General features: G+C 64.2%; 15 protein-coding genes. 4 read left to right on the top strand and 11 right to left on the bottom strand.

Annotation, left to right across the window (positions count from 1 at the left end; translation table 11 throughout):
- Positions 1–23: 23 nt before the first annotated feature.
- From OXI69_04570 to OXI69_04530, 9 genes are all read right to left on the bottom strand, one after another.
- A complete protein-coding gene (locus tag OXI69_04570; GenBank protein ID MDE2665402.1) occupies positions 24–1715 on the bottom strand; it encodes a hypothetical protein in 1692 nt (563 codons plus the stop codon).
- Positions 1716–1813: 98 nt separating this feature from the next.
- On the bottom strand, positions 1814–2980 hold the full coding sequence (locus OXI69_04565; GenBank protein MDE2665401.1) for a M20 family metallopeptidase: 1167 nt from the start codon (positions 2978–2980) through the stop codon (positions 1814–1816).
- A 134-nt stretch (positions 2981–3114) separates the two neighbouring features.
- Positions 3115–4071 (bottom strand): dihydrodipicolinate synthase family protein, encoded by a 957-nt coding sequence (locus tag OXI69_04560; GenBank protein MDE2665400.1) that lies wholly within the window; start codon positions 4069–4071, stop codon positions 3115–3117.
- Between the two features lie 162 nt (positions 4072–4233).
- Positions 4234–5217 (bottom strand): lysylphosphatidylglycerol synthase domain-containing protein, encoded by a 984-nt coding sequence (locus tag OXI69_04555; protein MDE2665399.1) that lies wholly within the window; start codon positions 5215–5217, stop codon positions 4234–4236.
- 8 nt (positions 5218–5225) lie between these two features.
- Positions 5226–6209, bottom strand: coding sequence for a ketol-acid reductoisomerase (ilvC, locus tag OXI69_04550; protein ID MDE2665398.1), 984 nt, complete (start codon positions 6207–6209; stop codon positions 5226–5228).
- 288 nt (positions 6210–6497) lie between these two features.
- Complete coding sequence (locus tag OXI69_04545; GenBank protein MDE2665397.1) at positions 6498–6890, bottom strand: HEPN domain-containing protein; 393 nt, start codon at positions 6888–6890, stop codon at positions 6498–6500.
- Positions 6862–7257, bottom strand: a complete 396-nt coding sequence (locus tag OXI69_04540; GenBank protein MDE2665396.1) for a nucleotidyltransferase domain-containing protein — start codon at positions 7255–7257, stop codon at positions 6862–6864. Before OXI69_04540 ends, OXI69_04545 begins: the two co-directional genes overlap by 29 nt.
- A complete protein-coding gene (locus tag OXI69_04535) occupies positions 7250–7540 on the bottom strand; it encodes a nucleotidyltransferase family protein (GenBank protein MDE2665395.1) in 291 nt (96 codons plus the stop codon). The genes OXI69_04540 and OXI69_04535 overlap by 8 nt, the downstream gene beginning before the upstream one ends.
- Before the next feature lie 181 nt (positions 7541–7721).
- Complete coding sequence (locus tag OXI69_04530) at positions 7722–9236, bottom strand: sodium/solute symporter (GenBank protein MDE2665394.1); 1515 nt, start codon at positions 9234–9236, stop codon at positions 7722–7724.
- A gap of 198 nt (positions 9237–9434) precedes the next feature.
- On the opposite strand from OXI69_04530, the gene OXI69_04525 reads away from it, so the two are divergent.
- Both OXI69_04525 and OXI69_04520 read left to right on the top strand, forming a co-directional pair.
- Positions 9435–12818 carry a PSD1 and planctomycete cytochrome C domain-containing protein gene (locus tag OXI69_04525; GenBank protein ID MDE2665393.1) on the top strand — a complete coding sequence of 1128 codons (3384 nt, stop codon included), beginning with the start codon at positions 9435–9437 and terminating at the stop codon, positions 12816–12818.
- Between the two features lie 9 nt (positions 12819–12827).
- On the top strand, positions 12828–14270 hold the full coding sequence (locus OXI69_04520) for a DUF1501 domain-containing protein (GenBank protein MDE2665392.1): 1443 nt from the start codon (positions 12828–12830) through the stop codon (positions 14268–14270).
- A 175-nt stretch (positions 14271–14445) separates the two neighbouring features.
- Here OXI69_04520 and OXI69_04515 read toward each other — a convergent pair whose 3' ends face one another.
- The gene (locus tag OXI69_04515) at positions 14446–14688 is read right to left on the bottom strand and encodes an antitoxin (GenBank protein MDE2665391.1); all 243 of its coding nucleotides are present in this window, start codon (positions 14686–14688) and stop codon (positions 14446–14448) included.
- Between the two features lie 258 nt (positions 14689–14946).
- Between OXI69_04515 and OXI69_04510 the strand changes: the two genes are divergently transcribed.
- Together OXI69_04510 and OXI69_04505 are read left to right on the top strand one after the other, a co-directional pair.
- The gene (locus OXI69_04510; protein ID MDE2665390.1) at positions 14947–15882 is read left to right on the top strand and encodes an alpha/beta hydrolase; all 936 of its coding nucleotides are present in this window, start codon (positions 14947–14949) and stop codon (positions 15880–15882) included.
- Between the two features lie 84 nt (positions 15883–15966).
- Positions 15967–17481 carry an FGGY family carbohydrate kinase gene (locus OXI69_04505; protein MDE2665389.1) on the top strand — a complete coding sequence of 505 codons (1515 nt, stop codon included), beginning with the start codon at positions 15967–15969 and terminating at the stop codon, positions 17479–17481.
- Between the two features lie 32 nt (positions 17482–17513).
- Here the strand turns inward: OXI69_04505 and OXI69_04500 are convergent, their stop codons facing one another.
- On the bottom strand, positions 17514–19238 hold the full coding sequence (locus OXI69_04500; GenBank protein MDE2665388.1) for a hypothetical protein: 1725 nt from the start codon (positions 19236–19238) through the stop codon (positions 17514–17516).
- Between the last annotated feature and the right edge of the window lie 433 nt (positions 19239–19671).

Here is a 19671-nt window from a genome sequence, read left to right as displayed (position 1 = left end):
GCAGCTCTCCACTCCCGACGCCATCACCAGAGCACCACCAGGACCAGGTAGGCCACCAGCGCCAGAAACAGACCGTTCCAGGTCGAGGGTTGACCGTACCAGGGCAATCCGCCGGGCGGGACGTCGAAGGGGTACTCGGGCGCAGAGGAAAGCTCCTGGCGCGATTGCTCCAGCCAGCTTCCCCGGGTTGCTGCCAGGGGTTCAGGGACCCAGTCCCGGCGCTCGGAGGGATCCCGATGGCCAAAGCGGACGGTGAGCCCCCGCAGCTCCCGGCCCGACATCCATCCCCATCGCCAACTGAGCCCCACCATGGTTCCGGCGGTAACCAGCGGGCTCCAGAGATAGGCCCACCAGGTATTGGTCCACCACAGGGGCAGGGGCCATTGCAGGGCTTCTCCCAGCAGGGCGCTGAGGCCGTAGCCGATCCCGGCCAACAGGCCCGCCAACCCGGCGCGGCGATGGACCGGAGTCAGGGTTCCCATGACGTACATGGTGAACAGGGGCATCACGGTCACGCTGGTGATGCGCAGATAGAATCGGACCATGCCGTCCTGCAGAAAGGGAATGTAGAGGAAAGAGGCGGCGATGATGAAGGGTGTCGCCCAGCGGGAAACCCAGAGGTAGTGGGCGTCGTTTCGTCCCTTCACCAAAAACCGGGCGTAGACGTCTCGGGTGAAGACGGCCGCCAGCGAGGAGCCGATGGAGTCGTAGGTGGAAATCCCTCCCGCCAGCACCCCCGCCACCACCAGCCCCACCAGTCCGGGGGTCAGGTACTCCTGCACCAGGAGCGGGTAGATCTGGTCGGGGGCCGGAAGCTCCGGCATGACCGCTCTCCCCAGAATTCCCAGGGTGATGTTGAACCACATCACTCCCACGGTCACCACGCTGGCGGTCAGGGCGGCGGTCTTGAGGTCCCACTCCGAACGGGCCGCCAGCAGACGCATGGACTGGGAGTGGTTCACCAGGCAATAAGCTATCAGGACGATGACCCAGCCGAAGATGATCAGGGGGGCCGGCACCCCCGGCTGGTCCCGGCCGATGTGCAGCATGGATTCCGCCAGTTGGGGATCGATCTGCTGGAATCGGCTCTCCAGGCCCGACCACCCCCCGACCGCGCTCCACAGAGCCCACCACAGGATGACCGATGCCATCAGCATCACGATGGACTGCAGCGCGTCGGTGGCGGCGACCGATCGGAGTCCGCCGGTGGCCGTGTAGAGGGCGGCCGCCATGGCGATGGCAGCGACCAGCCACCAGGCGGAGCTCCCCCATTGGGTCAGGATCGAGAAGGTAAGATAGAGCGAGAAGGCGATATTGCCCAGGACGTTGGTGCGGTTCTGGATCTGAATGAAGGCGCTCAACAGGCGGGCACCCGGACCGAAGCGGTATTCCAGGTACTCGGCATTGGTGAACATGCCGCCGCGGTAGAGCGGCAGGAATACGAAGTAGGCCGCCACCATCCAGCCGATGGGCAGCCCCAGCCACCAGGTCGCCAGGTTGGAGAGCCCGAAGGTATAGGCGCCGCCGACCACGGCCACGTAATCCCCGCTGTCCACGGCGGTGGCGAACATCGACAGCCCCACCATCCACCAGGGCAGGCTCTTGGCGGCCAGCAGCCAGTCGGAGGAACGCCGGGTGCGACGGGAGAGCCGCAGCCCGTAGCCGACGATGGCGCCGTTGGCGGCAACCACGATGAACCAGTCCAGCAGGGTCATGAGAAGAGGATCGAGTGTTTGGGGGAAGTGGCGACCCCGGGTTCAGCCGGAGGCCGACGGTCGTCCCTGGGGCGAAAGCCGCCGCCCGTTCGGGATAGTTAGCTGAAGTTCACCATCATGGACTGATAGATCTCGGTGGCCTGCAGGACTTGCCGGCACTCCACCCATTCCACGGCCCCGTGCGCCTGGTCGATGCTGCCGGGACCCAGCACGATGGCCGGAGTTCCCACCGAAGTGAACTTGCTGGCGTCGGTGCCGTAGGGGACGCCCGCAACGGTGGAGTTGCCCAGGACCGCTTGGGAGGCCTGGCAGGCTGCTTGCACGACGGGGGAATCCTCGGAAGTTTCCATGGCGTTGTCCAGAAGGAAGGGCTCTTCCAGGCTCACCTTCAACTCGGGGTCGGCCGCCCGAGCCCGCTCCAGCGCTTCTTCGAATTCCGCCAGCGTGTCTTGGGGGGACTCTCCCGGAATGGTGCGGCGGTCCACCTCCACCACGCACTCGTGAGGCACGAAATTCACCTGGGCGCCCCCGTGGATCACCCCGATGTTGAGGGTGGGGCCGCCGGTCAGGGGGTGGTCTTTCCGCTGCAGGCTGGGCAGGATGTCTCTTTCGATGTCGGTGATCAGCCGGGCCATCTTGACGATGGCGTTGATCCCCAGATAGGGCTTGGAGCTGTGGGCCGCCACTCCCTCCACCCGGATGCGAAAACGGGCCAATCCCTTGTGGGCGCGGATCACCGCCAGGTCGGTGGGCTCGGCCACCACCACTGCCTCCGATTTCACCGTGGCCGCCAGGCTAAGGGCGCCGCGAAAGAGATACTCCTCGTCCACCGCCCCCGCAAACTGAATGGTGCAGGGGGGGACTTGGCCCGATTCCTTGAGGCGCTTCATGGCGTGGATCATGGCCACGCCGCCGGCCTTGGTGTCGCAGGACCCCCGTCCGTAAAGGAGACCGTCCCGTATATGGGGCTCGAAGGGAGGGATGGTCATGACCCCCACCGAGGCCGTGTCCATGTGACACTCGAACAGGAGCACCCGTTGGGGGTCCCGGCCTTCCAGGGTGCCGATGAAGTTGCTTCGCCCCGGCAGCACCTCCCGGGTTTCGCAGCTCATTCCGGCCGCGTCGAAGAATTCGGAGAGGTATTCTACCATCGCCGATTCGCCCCTCTGGCCGCCGGGCAATCCGGGATTGACGCTTTCAATGGCCACCACGTCCTGCAGCGTGGCCAGCACCTCGTCTTGGCTGCGAGTCCAGGTTTCCCCCATCGTTTCCTCTCCTTGTGCGGATCTTCGGCTCGGACCACCGGTCCGGCCCAATCCTAGCAGTTTCTGTTCGTCAACGGTTTCCGCAAACGGAGCTCCCGGACGACTTCTCTTCTCGGACACTTGCCCGAACGCGTTCAGGCAGACCCCTGGACCCTGGGCACTCCGGCCTGAAGGAGCATTCGGCGAGCCGCTTCCCGGTAGCGTTCCCGGACGTCGCGGGTGGGAGGGCGGCAGCGGCTGGAAGGCAGGCCCACCAGCTCCATGCACAGCTTGTCCAGATAGCCGTCGCCCGAGGTGTACTCCTGCTCGATCTGCGACCAAAGCTTCATGAAGGGTTGCGCTGCCCGGGTCAACATGTCCTGAACCTCCGGGTAGTCCTTCCGTTTCATTTGCTCGATCAGCCGGGCTCCCCACTCCGGCCAGTAGTTGCAGACGTGGACCTCGAAGCCTCGGGCCCCCAGTATGTGGCTTGCCACGAAGTGCATCTGGTTGTCGATCACCGAAAACCGCCGGCCGTAGGCTTGCACCACCTGCTCGAAGGACATCCAGTTCGGGTGGGGCGTGGCCCACTTGAGACCCACCACGTTGGGTATTTCCGCCAGCCTGCCGACCAGGCCCAGAGAGACCCCGGTGCTGGTCCAGAAGGTGTTGTAGACGATGATGCCGACATCGGCGGCTTCAGCGGCCGCGACCACGTATTCGTAGAAGTCCTCTTCGGAATGGCCGAAGTAGAAGGGACAGGAGACTTGGATGTAGTTGGCGCCGAGGTCCCGGGCGGCCCGGGCCAAACGGCGCAGCTCGGCGGTGCTGGTGGTCTGGGCTCCCATGGCTACCGGGGCCCGTCCCTCCACCGCCTCGACCACCGTTTTGGCCACGACCACCCGCTCCTCAAAGGTCATGGTGGAGAAATCGCCGGCGGCGCCCCCAGCCAGGAAGACGGCGTTGCCGCTCTTGAGGCCTCCCCCCAGCAGGAAACCCACGTGCCTCCGGATTCCTTCCAGGTTCAACGACAGCTCGGCGTCGTCGTGAAACAGTGTGGGGACGGTGACGTAGCAACCGGACAAGCGTCGTCGGGCCTTATCGAAATCCATGGGTGATGGTTCTCCTGGTCAGTCTGTTGCGAACGTTGGGGATGCAGGGGCGTTCGGGGCGAAGTTCCCTCCGGCCGCTCCCTGGCGCCCAGATTTTACGTCATCCGCGGCCGAATGCGCTGTGCTGGTTTGCAAACTTTTCCAGTTTGTCCGCTATGCGGACTACTGCCGGCCCAGGGCCCACCAGCAGAGCAGGCCCACTCCGGCAACCAACAGGCTTCGCAGGCGGCGGACCAGGGAGAGGGTCACGCCTACGGCGGCGGGAAGACCCAGCAGGACAAGCACAAAGGCATAAGCCCCCTCGGCCACCCCCAACTGCATGGGAACGAACACAAAGAGGAGGCTGATGAACTTGCTGGCGGTTTCAATCAACAGCGGATGGAGCAGCGGAGGCGGGTCCCCCAGCACCGCCAGCACCCAGTACACCTCCAGTATCAGCAGCAAGTGGGCCGCAGCTTCCAACGTGACGACCGTCAGGAACCGGGCCGGCCGGTCGTAGACCACCCGGAAGAGAACCTCTTCCATCTGCCTCACCCGTTCCAGATGGGGCGTCACCCGGCTGGAAAGCCAGGGTCGCCGGCTGAGCCGTTTTAGAGTGGAACAAAAGAGATAGGACCGGCGGACGAAGGCGACTACAGCCACCAGCAGGATGCCGCCGAGCAGGAGCACGCCGCCCCAGACCGAAGCCCGCAGGGAGGGCTCCATGGGGAACTGGAGCGCCAGGACGGCAAACCCGACGGCGGCGATGGCCGCGGCGCTGAGGTTGTAGAAGAGGATCTCGGACAGGGTGGAGGCGAAGGCCTGGTGGAGAGCCAACCCTCTCCGCTTGAGCAACCAGGCCTTGGCGGGTTCCGCCAGCAAGGGTCCGGTGGAGGTCAGCACTCGTACGGCTTCCCCGGAGATTCGAATCCACAGGACATCCCGATAGGACATCTGGATGTCGAGCAGGCAGCGCGAAAACGCTGCCGCCCGCACACCCTGATAGAGGGCGTGGATACCTGCCAGGGCCGCCAGGTGCCAGCCGATCTGGAGCAACAGGGAGAGAATCCGGCCGGGACCGAGCCGGTAGACCAGGTAGCCTGCCAGGCCCAAGCCCAGCAGCATCAGCAGGGCGCGCAGGGTTCTGCGGCCGGTCGCGTGCATCATTGGCGGGGTCAGCGCGGGGTCAAGGGCCGGATGTTCTTCTCGACCCGATTCAGGGGATGACGGAAAGCTTGCCGCCGCAGCCTCTTGAGATTGGGGTAGCCATCGGCCTGCTCGCGGGCCCACTCTTCGGCGAAGCGCCCGTTGCGAATGTCCCTCAGAGTGTCTTTCATACGCTGCCTGACCTCTTCGGCGGGGAGTTGTTCGTGCCGGGTCAGCGTTCCATACTGGGAGGTAGGTGAGTGATAGCGGGTCTGCTCGAACATTCCCTCGACCGCCATCTTGTGGAAAATCTCGCCAGCCTCTCCGGAGGCGTAATACTCCAGGGCAACCAGCTCGGGAGGCACTCCCGCCTCCACCAGCACCTCGTAGGAGAGCAGCAGGGCTTGATTGAAGAGCGGCCACAAAGCCTGCTCGCCAAAGAGGTTCACGTCGGCCTCGTCCTGGAAGGTGCACTCCAGGACACCGGCGCGGGTGCACCCCACTCCCTTGGCCAGCGCCAGCGCGACTTGGCGGGCCTGGCCGGAGGCGTCGTGGCCCACGGCCACGAAGGCCGGAACGCCCTTCCCCTTCACGAACAGCTCACGCACGGTGACGCCCATGGCGCGGGGGGACATCATCACCACGTCGACGTCGGGAGGAGGCTGGATGCACTTGAAGCGGTAGCCGTAGCTGCTGGCGAAGTCCAGCACCTGCCCGCCGCGGATGTGCTTCTGCATGTGCCGTTCGTAGACCTGCTGCTGGATTTCGTCCGGTATCCCCACCAGCACCAGGTCGGCCCTGGAGGTCGCCTGAGCGATGGAGAAAACCGGGAACCCGTCTCTTTGGGCTTCCTGGTAGTAGGCATCCCGGCGGTTGCCCACGATCACTTCCAGCCCGCTGTCCCGCAGGTTGCGGGCCTGGGCGCTCCCCTGGTTGCCGTATCCGATCACGCCGATGAGGCGGTCTTTCAGGGGAGCCAGGTCAACGTCTTCATCGAAATAGATCTTGCGCACGGGTTCGCCTCCTTATTCAACAGAGCCTTTTGCAAAATTCGCAGCGGGGCAGGTCACTTTGTCGGCAAACCTGAGTATCTGCCTTTTTCGATATCGGGTGCGACCTGGTGAGCCATGCGTGTTAAACACAAAACGCACAAAAGTCACAAAGCGAATTTTCTGAGATCGTTCTGCTCTCTATGTGTTTTTGTGCCTTTTGTGGCCATTCCCGAAAACGATCCCGCTGCCGAATTTTGCAAAAGGCTCAACAAACTTCCCTGTTCTGTTCTCCCCGTCCCTCAATGGAATTTACAGGTGATCCCCTGCCCATAGAACGACCGCTTCAGCAATCTCAACCGTTTCCCTGTACTCCGACTCGGTTACCGGTCTGGCGAGGCCAGGGTAACGCGTAATCAGGGCAAATGGTGTTAACTCTTCCGCTTTGCGAACCTCATCCGGGATGGTTTCTCCGGCTTCTTCCAACAGTGACAGAAGACGAGTCAAGTCGTGCACGTATGGGAACTCGATATTTCGCCGGATCATCATGGCCTTGATTGCCTTTTCCGCTGCCTGCTGGGCCTCAAAGCACAGGTCTTCCAGATAGGCCTCAGCAACACGGTTCTTCGCCAGGGCCAGATTGCTCCTGGCGCGGTTCATCCATTCCCGCGGGTCATCAGGTGGGAGACGCTCGGGACGCTTCATACACTACCCTTCCTTCCTTGAGGGCGGGCTTGATGACCAGAGCGTGACTGTCCTTGAAACGCTCCACATCCCCAGCGTCGACCACGAGCGCGTCAACCGCGGCTCCTACCCCGTGCAGCTTTCGGTAGATGCGAGCCATGAGGTGGAGTGCGTCCGCTCCCCGCTTAATGATGAGAAGGTCCACATCGCTGTTGGGGTTCATTCGTCCCGCGGCGGCCGATCCGAAGAGAATGATCTTTTCCGGCTGGGCCACATCCACGATTCGCCGGATGATGTCGTCCAAGGTCTTTTGTTCGAGTATGGGACTACTTTCCGTTGGAGCGAGGCTGCGTCTGAACTCCCTTGATCCTTCACCAGCGCTAGACATGGACGGCCTCCCGCTCGACGTACGGACGCAGTTCCGCCCGCAGCGCCTTGTGAGTTACCAGATCGACGGAGCGTCCCAGCAGATCCTCCAGGTAAAACTGGGTGCCGAAATAGCCCTTGGAGGTTGCCGGTCCGTCGAAACGAACCAGGATGTCGATGTCGCTGTCTTCCGATGCCTGGTCGCGAGCCACGGAGCCGAAGAGGACGAGATCGGTGACCCCGAACCGTTGCGAAAGGGTCGCCTTATGCGCTCGCAGCACCTTCAGGACTTCATCTCTGGTCATTGGTGTTCCCGTGGAGTCGTCGAGCTCCCTTTGGCTGAACCGCCGTCCTGACCCGGCTTGGCGAGGCTTTTCCCGAATGCCCATTCTATCACTCCCGGCCTCGCCTGATGGTCGTCGGCCGGGATCCGTGCCGAGCGCGGGAATGGACATCAGCATGTAGCCTGGGGCCCGAGCCTGACGATCAACCCGGAGAGTCTTCCATCTGCCGGTGCTGGCCCCACACCAGCCCCTTCAACCTGGACTCGGGCGGTGCCTGGAAATAACGGCTGGCCAGCCAGCCCACCGCCACCGTGGGCAGGCAGGTGAAAGCGCCGTACCATTGGCCGCCGACGTGGGTCCAGGCCAGGGCCAGGGTCAGCGAGCCCGCCGCCAGGCCGATCAGCACGCCCGCCGCATTGGCCCGTTTGGACAGCATTCCCAGCAGGAAGATGCCCAGCAGCAGACCCAGAAAGGTTCCCGAAAGGCTGATGATGAGCTGGTAGACCTCGGACTGCTGGTAGAGGATCAGCACCGCCGCCACAATGCCGCCGGCGCCGAACAGGGCGCAGAGCAGGCGGCTGAACCCCACCTTGAGCTGGCGGTTGGACATCCAGTCGCAGACCACGGTGGCGGTCAGGGCGTTGATGCCGCTGTCGATGCTGCTCATGGCCGCCGCAAACAACCCCGACAGCAACAGCCCCAGCAGGCCTACCTGGGCGATCTCGGTCAGCACGAAGTTGGGCAGGATCTGGTTCTGATGGAGCGGGGGGAAGCCTGCGGCGGCCCCCGGGACGTCCTGGTGGTAGAAGGCGTACAGGGTGGAGCCCACCAGGAAGAAGATCAGGCATACGGCGCCCGACATCACCCCGTTGACGATCAGGGAGCGCTGGGCCGCGCGCGGCGTGGGCATGGACACGTACCGCTGCACCGCCGTCAGCGTCACCGCGTACCAGGGGAAGAAGGCGAACAGCCCGATGGCCAGGGAGGAGTAGACGTTGTCCACGCCGGGCGACATGTCGAAGCGAAGGTCGAACATCTCGAACTTGCCGTGGGTCTGCCCCATCTCGATCATTCCGGCCCAGCCTCCGTCGATCCGCCCCAGCGCCAGCCACAGCACGGCCAGCATGCCCCCTCCCAGGGCGACGGCCTGAAAGATGTCGGTCCAGATCACGGCCTTGAACCCTCCCAGGGCCGTGTAGAGGGTGGCGAAGGCGCCGATGCCCACCAGAAGCCAGGCCGTGGTGGCAAGGTCGTCCGTGCTCAACCCCAGCACCGGCTCGATGACGTGGCTGACGGCGTAGAGCAGATTCCCCATCCAGGCGAACGTGTAGATCATGAAGAGCGAACTGCCGATCAGCCGGATGGGGCGGTTGAAGCGCAGCTCCAGGTATTCGTAGGCGCTGGTCACGCCCAGGCGGTGGAAGAGCGGCACGAAGATCCAGCCCACCACCGGCACCACCAGGAACGGAATGGTGATGATGGCGAAGTAGATGTGGAAATTGCCGAAGGCCGCCTGGGTGGGAAGGCCCACGAAGGAGTTGGAACTGAAGATGGAGGCGAACATGGAGAGGCCCACCGGCATCCAGGACATTTTCCGCCCCCCCAGGAAAAAGTCCTCGTTGGAGTGCTGCTTGCGGGCGAACCACAGGCCCAGAGCCAGCACCGCCACCAGGTAGCCGCCAAAGAGGGTCCAGTCCAAAGGGTGCAGGAGTCCCAAGGGCTCAGCTCCAATCCGATCCGAATTCGGTCAAGGCCGTCAGCCCCGGGATTCTAGAAACGCCCGTCGTGCGAGTCAAGCGGCTCGTGGCCTGCCGAAAAGCGGCCTTGAGCCCCCGCATGGGCTTGGTTAGACTATGCATGAGGCGCCGGAGTGTCGGGGACTCGCGGACGCCTCTTCCCACGGAGAACCCTCGGCATGTCGTTCCATCGGCTCAGTATCGCCGCCTGGCTGGTTGTTTTTTCGGCGCCGGTCGGGCTGGGCGCGTCGGATTCCGGCCAGGCCGAGTTTTTCGAGAAGCGGATCCGGCCGCTGCTGGTCGAACGCTGCCATGCCTGCCACAGCGGCGAAACCTCCAGTCCCATGGGAGGGTTAAGGCTCGATTCGGCCGATGCCATGCTGGCAGGCGGAAGCCGAGGCCCGTCCGTTACTCCCGGCAGTCCGGAAGAGAGCTTGCTGATCCGGGCCGTCTTCTTCGAGGACGCAGATCTCAAGATGCCTCCCACGGGCCGGCTGAGCGATCGGGAAATCGCCGACCTGGTTCAGTGGGTGAAGTCGGGGGCCTTCTTTCCCCAAGCCGAATCGACCTCGACCGACCAGGGTGGAGGTATCGACTGGGAAGCAGGCCGCCAATTCTGGTCTTTCCGGCCCATCGAGCCCCCCCGGCTTCCGGCGGTCGAAGATAGCCGCTGGGTTTCCTCTCCCGTCGACACCTTCGTGCTCTCCAGGCTGGAGGCCAAGGGACTGACGCCGGCCCCGCCCGCCGACAAGCGAAGCTGGCTCCGCCGGGTGACCTTCGGTCTGACCGGCCTGCCGCCCTCGGCGAGCGAGGTCGAACGGTTCGAGGCCGATCATTCCCCCGAGAGCTTTCGGAAGGTCGTGGACCGGTTGCTCTCCTCTCCCCACTACGGTGAGCGCTGGGGACGCCATTGGCTGGATCTGGTCAGCTTTGCCGAAACCAACGGTCACGAGTTCGACCACACCAAGGCCGATGTCTGGCGGTACCGGGACGCCGTCGTTCGGGCCTTCAACCAGGACGTTCCCTATGACCACTTCGTTCGCGAGCACCTGGCCGGAGACCTTTTGCCGGAAAAGCGCTTGGGGCCGGACGGGATCCACTGGGAATCTCCGGTCAGCACCAGTTTTTTCTGGTTGGGGGAACGCCTCAACGGCGCCATTGACTCCGTCAAGGCCCGGGCCGACGAAGTCGACAACCAGATCGACGTTCTCTCCAAGGCCTTCCTGGGCTTGACAGTAGCCTGCGCCCGCTGCCACGACCACAAGTTCGATCCCATTCCCACCGCCGACTACTATGCCTTGGCCGGGGTTCTGCACAGCACCGATTTCGCCCAGGCGGTCATCGATTCGGCCGCCCGGCGGCAAGAGATTGCCTCCCTCCGGCGGCAGATCCAGGATCGGAACTCCGGTATGGAGGCTCTGCTGAAACCCGCACGCTGGAGCATGGCCCGCCAGATCGAGCCCTACTTGCTGGCGGCGGCCGAGCTGGCCTCCCCTCGGACCTCGGCCGAGCCCTCCGCGGTGGCTGAGCTGGCCGGCCGGCGTCTGTTGGATGCCGGCCTGTTGCAAGCCTGGGTGGAGACCCTCCGGCAGGCCTGCGGGGAGCCGGAGGATCTGTTCTACCCCCTGGCCGCCCTGATCGACGGACTGGCCAGCCGCCGTTTCGGCTCCTTTGCCGAGGGGATGGAGGCCGTTCGCGGCCAATTGGGCGGGAAGTTTCATCCGGATCGGAATGACAAGGCCGCAGGTCCGGAGCGAGTCGATGTGCTCTTCGAGGATTTCGGCAAACCGGACTTCGAGGGATGGACCGTGCGGGGACAGGCCTTCGGGACCGGACCGGCGCGGGGGATTGCGTCCAACCAACCACTCCGCGACTTTCAGGGCCAGTCCCTGGCCAACTCCTTTGGAGCTGGATCCGATCGATTCATGGGCAGCCTGACGTCCCGCAAGTTCACCCTGCCCGAGCTGCCCAGGGACTACCGGGATCATGGCATCTACCTGCATGTGAGGCTGGCCGGCAGCCAACCGGAGGAGTCTTCCGGCGGCCAACCCTTCCCTGCCCTGGCCCTAAGCCTGATTGCGGACGGAGTGAGAAGCTCGACCTACGTTCCGCAGGGCAGTCGACTGCGGTGGAAGACCTCCCGCATGACCATTCAGGTGGGACGAATCTGCCATTTCGAGATCCTGGACCGCAGTGCCGGCGGGCATATCGTTGTGGACAAGATCGTCTTTTCCAACTCCAAGGAACCTCCCCTCTACCTGGATGCACCCCACCGGGACCTGCTGCAAAGGATCGTCTCGGGGAACCCCTCCTCACTGGATGCTCTGGCCCGAACCTACCGGGACCTGTTCCTGGAAGCCCTGGGCGCCCCGGCCCCATTGGCTCCCGGCCACCGCTGGCTGCTGGCCTCTCTCAGTCCCGGCGGCCGCCTGGAAGACCTCGGCGCTCTCCTGTGGCGGGAAGAGCGGGATGCGGTGGCACGGATGCAGGGTCAACGCCAGGTTCTGGACGACCGGGTGCCGGCCTCCCGATTCGCCATGAGCAGCCAGGACAGGGATCCACGCAATGTGCGCGTCCACCTGAGAGGGGATCACAAGAACCTGGGCCGGGAAGTGCCGCGCCGCTTCCTGCAGATCCTGGCAGGGAAGGATCAGCCCCCCATCCTGGAAGGAAGCGGCCGGCTGCAGTTGGCCGACCGGCTGGTCGACCCGCGGAATCCTCTGACGGCTCGGGTGATGGTCAATCGCATCTGGAAACACCACTTCGGGGAAGGCCTGGTGCGCTCGGTGGACAATTTCGGCAAGCAGGGCGACCGGCCCAGCCATCCCGAGCTGCTGGATTATCTGGCCCATCGCTTCATGGGGGAAGGGTGGTCGGTCAAGGCCGTCCAGCGCCTGATTCTGCTGAGCAACACCTATCGGATGTCCGGTGGGAGGGACGCCCGGGCGATGCAGCTCGATCCCGACAACCGGCTTCTCCATCACGTCTCCGTACGCAGGCTGGAAGCCGAGGCGGTCCGCGATTCCGTGCTGGCCGTGAGCGGCAATCTGGATCGGCAGTTGTTCGGTCCCAGCGTGCCGCCCCACATCAGCCCCTACCAGGACGGCCGCGGCAAGCCCAAGTCGGGGCCGCTCGACGGGAACGGCCGGCGCAGCCTTTACGTTCAGGTCCGCCGCAACTTCCTGACGCCCCTGTTCCTGGCTTTCGACTATCCGCCGCCCATTTCGACCATCGGGCGCAGAGGAGTCTCCACCGTTCCCTCCCAGGCTCTCATGATGCTGAACAACGAGTTCATTGCGGGAGAAGCTCAGGCCTGGGCCCGGCGCATGGTCGTGGAGGAGACCGACCCCGGCCGGCGGGCCGCGCGCATGGTCCTGGAAGCCTACGGACGACGCCCGGAGCCGCGAGAGTTGAAAGACTTGCTGCAGTTCGCGGCATCAGCGGAGGACCGCTACCGCAGACTGGCCGAGAAGGAGAAAAACGGGGAGAGCGTGGAACAGCGGGTGTGGGCCGATCTGGGGCACGCCTTGATAAACTCGGCTGAATTCATCTATCTGCGTTGAGGGACTGACATGCATTGGCCAAATCCATCCTCGCCTGCGATCACCCGCCGCGAAATGCTGTGGCGGTGCGCCAACGGCTTCGGCGGGCTGGCCCTGTCCTGCCTCCTGGCCGAGAAGCAGGGCCTGGCGGCCGGAACCTCGACCTCTCCGCTGGCTCCTCGAGTCACTCACCACCCGCCCAAGGCCAAGTCGGTGATCTTTCTCTTCATGGACGGGGGGCCGTCGCAGATGGACACCTTCGACCCCAAGCCCAGGCTGCAGAAGGAGAGCGGCCAACCCATCCGGATGGAGACGCCGGCCACTGTTTTCCAGATCAGCCGAATGGTGCTGGGATCGCCTTACAACTTCAAACGCTACGGCCACTCGGGCGCCGCGGTCAGCGAGCTCTTTCCCCATCTGGCCACTTGCGTGGATGACATGACCTTCGTTCGGTCCATGGTGGCCGATCACTCCGAGCACACCGCCGCCAACTACTTCATGCACTCCGGGACCGGCTTTCAGGGCCGGCCCAGCCTGGGGTCCTGGGTAACCTACGGCTTGGGAAGCGAGTCGGACAACCTCCCCGGTTTCATTGTGCTGGAAAGCGAAATGATTCCGCCCGGAGGCCTGGACCTGTTCGGCAGCGGCTTTTTGCCGGCCTCCTACCAGGGAACCCTCTTTCGCAAGGGGCGCCACCCGATCGCGGACATCCGGCCGCGCGAGGCTGCCCCGGAGCTGCAGCTCGACAAGCTGGACCTCATCCGCAAGCTGAATGCCGGGGTGGTGGACCGCTTCGGCGCAGGCAGCCAGTTGGAGGCCACCATCGCCAACTACGAACTGGCCTTCCGCATGCAGTCGGCGGTCCCGGAGCTGCTGGACCTCGGCGACGAATCGGAAGCGACCCGGAAGCTCTACGGACTGGATGAGCCCGAAACCGAGGAATTCGGCCGGGAGTGTCTGCTGGCCCGCCGCCTGGTGGAGCGTGGTGTCCGCTTCATCGAATGCCTCAGCCCCCAGCGGCGGATCGACCGCTGGGACCAGCACATCCGTCTGGAAGAGCGCCACCGCATCAACGCCAAGGCGACCGACAAGCCCATTGCCGGGCTCTTGAAAGACCTCAAGGCTCGCGGGTTGCTGGATGAGACACTGGTCGTCTGGGGCGGCGAGTTCGGGAGGACGCCCACGGCCCAGACCCCGGATAGCGGCGACCTCTCCCAGGTGGGCCGGGACCACAATCCCTTCGGCTTCACCATGTGGTTGGCCGGGGGTGGCGTCAAGCCCGGAACGATCTATGGAGCCACCGACGAGTATGGCTACTACGCGGTCGAGAACAAGGTGCATGTCCATGACCTGCATGCCACCATCCTCCATCTGCTGGGTCTGGACCACACCAGGCTCACCTACCACTTCAGCAGCCGCGACATGCGCCTCACCGACGTGTATGGCAACGTGGTGCACGACATTCTGGTGTAGTGGCTCTTTCGGACTTCCGGAACGGACTTGCAATTGCGGAGTCGAGAGGCAAATGGGGTCAAATCACGTAGAAGGATTGATTGTCTGCTCCGGGAACCACGCTTGGCGGGATGCGAGCGTCGAAGGTAACGAACCGGCCTTGCCGTTCGACAGCCAGCGCCAATGGATCAGTCAGCTATTTCGTCCGCAGCCGGTCGATCAGTTCGTTGGTGACGACAACGCCACGTTTGGGGAACGGTCGAAAGCCGAACTCGGCGCAGAGCTCCTCCGCTCGGCTTCCCGGGTCGTCCCGTTCCCTGGGAACCAGAGATTGCCGGAGTAGGTTCGATACCACCGCACCGGCCGATTTCGACTCGCGTTTTGCGACTTCCTTGACGGCAATCAGAAGGTCGTCGTCGATATTCAGGGTGGTTCGCATGGTTGAATCTCCACCGGAAGACTTTGAATAACGATGCTACTACACATGCATCACGCATCAATACTCCGCGATTGGTTAGAACCGTTTTAGGGTAAGCCCTGGTTGCAAAGCACCAACCGAGTTGGGCATGGACAGACAACGGTGCTCTGACCGTCGTGGCTGGCGGTGCGCGGAACCGAGGTTGAAGGGGGCCTGAAGGACGTTGACTTCGTCCAGGGTTCAGTGTGGTTTTCCGATTTTGTCGAGGGAGGAGGAGAGGTGTTTCGGAGAATTTTTCTGAGAGCCGGCGTTCCGGCAATGCTTCTGGCAGCGCTCTGGGCCTCGCCGGCCTGGGGGCAGCTTTCCCCCAGGGCCGCCTGGGCGGCCACCGCATTCAAGAACTACCGGGTGCAGCCGGACATCACTTATCTCACCGCCAGCAACTGGCGGGCCGAGCTGGATCTGTACCAGCCGACCGGTCTGAGCGAGCCCGCGCCCACGCTGGTCTACTTTCACGGTGGCGGCTGGTACACCGGCGACAAGGACGAGCCCATACTGCGGCTTCTGCCCTACCTGGAGATGGGGTGGGCGGTGGTGAACGTCGAGTACCGGCTGAGCGGAGTTTCCCTGGCGCCGGGGGCGGTGGAGGACTGCCGCTGCGCCCTGCGGTGGGTTGTGGACAATGCCGGCCGGTACAATCTGGATCCCGACCGCATCGTGGTCTCCGGCCATTCGGCCGGGGGGCACCTGGCCCTGACCACCGGCATGCTGACGAGTGAGGCCGGACTGGACTACCGCTGCCTGGGGAAGGGAGAGCCCAAGGTGGCGGCCATCGTCAACTGGTACGGCATCACCGACGTGCTGGATCTGATCCAGGGAGACAATATTCAGCGGTACGCGCTGCGTTGGCTGGGAGTGCGGCCGGACAGGGAGTCGCTGGCCAAAAGGGTCTCTCCGCTGACCTACGTCCGCCCGGGCCTGCCCCCCATCCTGACGGTTCACGGCGAGAACGATCCGCTGGTCCCCTACCAGCAGGCCGTTCGGTTGCACGGGGCCCTGACCGAGGCCGGCGTCCCCAATCGCCTGGTGACCATTCCCGAGGGACCCCACGGGCCCTTCAGTCCCGAAGAGACACTGCGGGCCCACACCATCATCACTGAATTCCTGGAGCAGCACGGCCTGACCCGGGTGGAAAGGGCGGGGGCGGTCCGGTAGTCCGGATCGGCCTTCCCCGGAGCCTTCCACCCACCGCCCTGTCTCCGGTCATGCGCCGGTTTCCGGGCTGAGAACCGAGGACCGATGAGCACCGACACTGTCCAGCCCGGTCGCCCTCCCTACCTGTTGGGGATCGACCTGGGAACCTCGTCCTGCAAGGTGTGCGCGGTTGACGCTTCCGGCCGGCACCTGGGGGCGCGTAGCGCCGGCTATCCCACCCTCACCCCGCGGGCCGGCTGGGCCGAACAGGATCCCGACCACTGGGTGCCCGCGGCTATCGAGGCTACCCGCCGGCTTTTCTTGGAAAGCCCTGTCACACCCGATCAGGTCGGAGGTATCTGCCTTTCCAGCGCCGCCCACATTCCGGTGCTGCTGGATACCGGCGGAAATTCCCTCAGAAACGCCATCCTCTGGTATGACCAGCGCTCCCTGAACGAGGTGGAGGAGCTGAAGTCTCAGCGTGGCGAGGAGATCTTCAGGTTGTCTCACAACAGCGTCTCTCCCACGTGGACCCTGCCTCAGCTACTGTGGGTGCGACGGCAGGAACCGGAGGTGTGGTCCAAGATCCGCCGGGTAGTCCTTTCCAAGGATTACCTGTCCCAGTGGCTCACGGGCCGCTGGACGACCGATCCCGCCACCGCCCTGTCCTCCATGCTCCTGGACGCTCATACTGGAGGTTGGTCCGAGCCTTTGCTGGAGCCACTGGGGCTGACGTCCGGTGTGCTGCCCCGGGTGCTCCCTTCCACGGCCAAGGTCGGCTCGCTGGCGGCGGCTGCGGCCGAGGCGCTGGGAATCCCTTCCGGGGTGCCGGTGATCAACGGGACCCTGGACAGTGCGGCTGAGACCTACGGAGCCGGGGTGGTGCGGCCCGGCGACTGCCTGCTGAGGCTGGCCACGGCGGGAGGAATTCACCTGGTGCTGGAGGAGGCTCGTCCTCACCCCGGGCTCATCAGCTACCCTCATCCCGTGTCTCCCCTCTGGTACTCTCAGGCCGGCACCAACTCCTGCACTTCAGCCCTCCAGTGGGTGTTCCGGAGCGTCGGCTCCGGCCGGCCGGGAACCTTCCAGGAGTGGGATCCGGATGTGGAAACCGTTCCGCAGGGAGCCGAGGGGCTGTTCTTCCACCCCTACCTTTCGGGCGAGCGCTGCCCCTACTGGGACGGCCGGCTGCGGGCCAGCTTTTCCGGAGCCACCTTCGGCCATTGCCCCGAGCACTTCGTTCGCGCCGCCTACGAGGGCACGGCCTTCTCCCTGCGGGACGCGATGGGCGTGCTGGATGACCTGGGCGGCCCGGGGGGAACCATCACTGTGGTGGGCGGCGGTACGGCGGGCAGGCTGTGGACCCGGATCGTCTGCGACGTGCTGGGGAAACCCCTGCAGGTTTCGCGGGTGACGGATTCCGCATACGGCGCGGCGCTGCTGGGACTGGTGGGCATCGGCCTCTACCCGGATGTCTCCCAGGCGCTGGCCGGGTCCCGGCAGGAGCTGGAAACCGTTTCACCCGATCCGGAGCGGGCCCGAGGCTACATCGCGCTCTTCCAGCGCTACCGGGAGATCCAGCAACAACTCCAACCGGTCTACCACACCCTGGCCGGCTGAGGCCGGCGCCATCCCATGGATCTCACCAGCCCTCAATACTCAATGGGCCGCTCTTCGAAGTGGCGGTGGCGACGATAGGCCACTCTGCAGTCGACGCGGTCCAGGGAGAGGTTCCCCTTGATGTCGCGATCCCGCTTCAGGACGGTGACCTTCAGGGTGTTGCGTCCCTTCGTGGGCGTGAACTCCGGACCCAGATGGTAGTCGTAGCCGTACCCGTAGGGTCCGATGGAATGGGAGAGGGAATCCTGGCCCACCAGCCGATAGGTCATGTCCACCTTCTGCAGGATGGAATCGGGGAGTACCTGGCCATTGAACTCGACCCTGACCTGATCGATGGTCGGGATGATGCCTCCGAGGCGCACCCTCAGGACCACCGAGCGAACCCGTCCCAGCTTTCGCCAGTGCTCGATGTCATCGGCCATTGGAAAGGAAACCTCGGCCGACGCCCCTTCGGCAATCTCCTGGGGTAGACCCTGGGTCCTGTCGGACAGCCAGTCCATGGAGGTGTCCCGTTCCTTGCGGGTCCGAACCATGTAGAGCTTGTCGGCAGTGGCCAACAGTTCCGGGTGGGGCAGCAGGCGCAGGGTATCGTATTCCTGGGCCGTCCAGGGCCATCCCTGGGGGGTCCAGAGGTGGTCGGCCATGGCGACGCCGTCCACTCCCTGATCGTAGGCGGTGGCGGCGCCGGCCCAGACCATTTCGGGGGTGGCCCATCGGGCAAACTGCCGGCCCAGCCCATTGTGCATGGAAAAGTAGGCACGGGTTCCGGTCCCCCGGGTGAGCTTCACCACCTGGGTGCAATCCACGTCCTGCACGATGCCCTCGTCCTCGGTGTAGCTGCCCTCGCAGAAGAGACCGTCCACCAGGTTCTCCGAAATCCAGGTGGGGACCTCGTAGCCCACCAGCTTCCAGGCGTCCGGGTGAGCCGGGACGCGGGCGTAGATGCGCTTTCGCCGCCCTTGCGCCTGCTGGGCCTTGTCAGCCACCTTGCGCAGTTCCCGGATCCATCGGGTCATCACCGGGGCCAGCTCCCCGGCCTGGTCGAAACGGCAGAAGGGCGTGGACGAGGTCAGATTCAGCTCGATGCCATCGGTTTCATAGCGGGAAAGCAACTCCTCGAAAACCGGAAACCGTTCCTCCCGCACCGCCTTGTGCATGAAATTGAAGCGCGTCTTGTTGATGTCCTTGGCCCGGGGATCGGGATCATCTCCCACGTGGAACCGCGGGTTGTCCATGGCGAAGGCCGACCATCGGCCCAGGCCTTCGTTTGCTTCCCGGGTCCCTCCCTGCAGGCTCACCCAGGTACTGGCGATCATCAGAATTCCCTGCTGGTGACAGCGGTCCACCAGGATCTTGAGGGGATCGTGGCCGTCCTCGACGAGCTGCTTCAATATCCGCCCCGCCCGATACCAGACATAGTGAGTCCATTGCTTGACCTCCGCTCCCCACATCTGAGCCACCTTGCTGTCATAGAGCATGGTGCCCCCTTCGACGCCGGCGAAATAGACAAAGGCGTCCACGCCGCTGCTGGCGAGTTGGTCTACGATGAAGGCGTGATCGGACGGGGTCACCGGGGGTTCGAAGCAGTAGAGGTCGGCGGCGTGGCGCCCGTCGTCGAAGAAGAAGACACGCGGATCCCCGGAACGCCGGGAGTCCTTGGAGGGTGACGGACCGGCTGCCGCCGCAGTGACCAGAGGTGTGGCCAAAGCTCCGGGTGCCGCGGCGCCAACGGTTCTTAAGAAAGTTCGGCGTTTCATGGTCGGTTTACTCCTTTGATTGTCACAAACTTGGACTCCAGGCGGCATTCGAGCCATTCCGGCCTGCCGGACCGGATGGTCTCCATCCAAACGCCGCATGTGAGAGCCCTCATACTGCCCTCTGCCCCGTCCCAAGGCAAGGAGTAATTGCCCCCCACCGCATCAGCCTTCGCCATTCGGCTCGGCTTCTGCGACTCCCCCTCAAGGGGGGAGTTATTCTCGCGTTGCAAACCGCAAACATCCTTTACACATAAGGCCGGGAACATGGTTTACATCCCGCCCAGCAATCGGGCAAGAAGTCTCGTGCTGGCCTCAAGAATCACTCCCCCCTGGAGGGGAGTCGTTGAGAGGTACAGACCGCATTCATCCTTTACACCCTAAACCGCAAACATGGTTTACACGCTGATAGGGTATCGATCGAGGAGGATAGAGC

It is taken from the genome of Acidobacteriota bacterium, from assembly GCA_028875575.1.
In the GTDB taxonomy this organism is placed as follows: Bacteria; Acidobacteriota; Terriglobia; order Versatilivoradales; family Versatilivoraceae; genus Versatilivorator.
This window is presented reverse-complemented; position numbering and strand designations above follow the sequence as displayed.